1 protein-coding gene is annotated in these 921 nt (G+C 42.3%); it reads left to right on the forward strand.

Going from position 1 to position 921, the window contains the following annotated elements:
- The coding region (locus tag CKO50_RS23275) for an IS4 family transposase (RefSeq protein WP_141240187.1) at positions 1–921 on the forward strand (921 nt) is incomplete at both ends.

Genomic DNA, 921 nt, shown 5'->3' on the forward strand with positions numbered 1-921 from the left:
AACGAAGAGTTTGAAACTTGGGCTGGGTTAAATTTGCTAGCGGTTGATGGTGTTGTTTGGCGTACGGCCGACTCAGATGAAAATCGCGAAGCGTTCTCATCAGCTAGTAACCAATATGGTGATACAAGTTTCCCACAAATTCGCATGGTTTGTCATATGGAACTCACCAGCCACCAACTTATAAGCAGTGAGTTTGATAGCTATAAGACGAATGAAATGAAGCTTGCCGAACGACTTATTGAGCGTACACCCAACCACTCGTTAACCATGTTTGATAAAGGATACTATTCACTGGGTTTGTTAAATCGATGGCACAGCACTGGAGAAGAAAGGCATTGGCTAATACCTGCCAGACCTGATTTACAATACGAAGTTGTTTCTAAGGTTGGTAAAAATGACCTGATAATTGAGCTTAAAACCACTAAGCATGCGCAAAAGAACTTCCCTGATGTTCCCGAGGTTATTAAAGCAAGATTGGTTAGTAAAATCATAAAGGGTAAAAACTATCGAATACTAACCTCGATGGTAGATAGACTTCGCTTTCCAAGTAGCGAAATCGTTGACTTATATAGCCATCGCTGGGAAATAGAGTTAGGGTATCGAGAAATAAAGCAAACAATGCTAGATAGCACATACCATCTTCGAAGCAAGCGCCCTGATATGGTTAGACAGGAGCTGTGGGGGATTCTCCTCGCATACAATTTAATTCGAAGGTTGATGACCCTAGCAGCGAGAGCCGAAGGAATATGGCCTAATCAACTCAGTTTCTCAAGCTGCTCGATGGCGGTGATTCAATACTTCTCATCAATATCAATAATGAGTCCCGGTAACATTCCAATTCACTGGGCGCATTTGTTAGGTACGCTAAGGCTATTTAAACTGCCACCTAGAAGAGAAGATAGGCGGTATCCAAGAGCGATA

It is taken from the genome of Pseudoalteromonas sp. HM-SA03 (assembly GCF_002289345.1).
GTDB lineage: Bacteria > Pseudomonadota > Gammaproteobacteria > Enterobacterales > Alteromonadaceae > Pseudoalteromonas.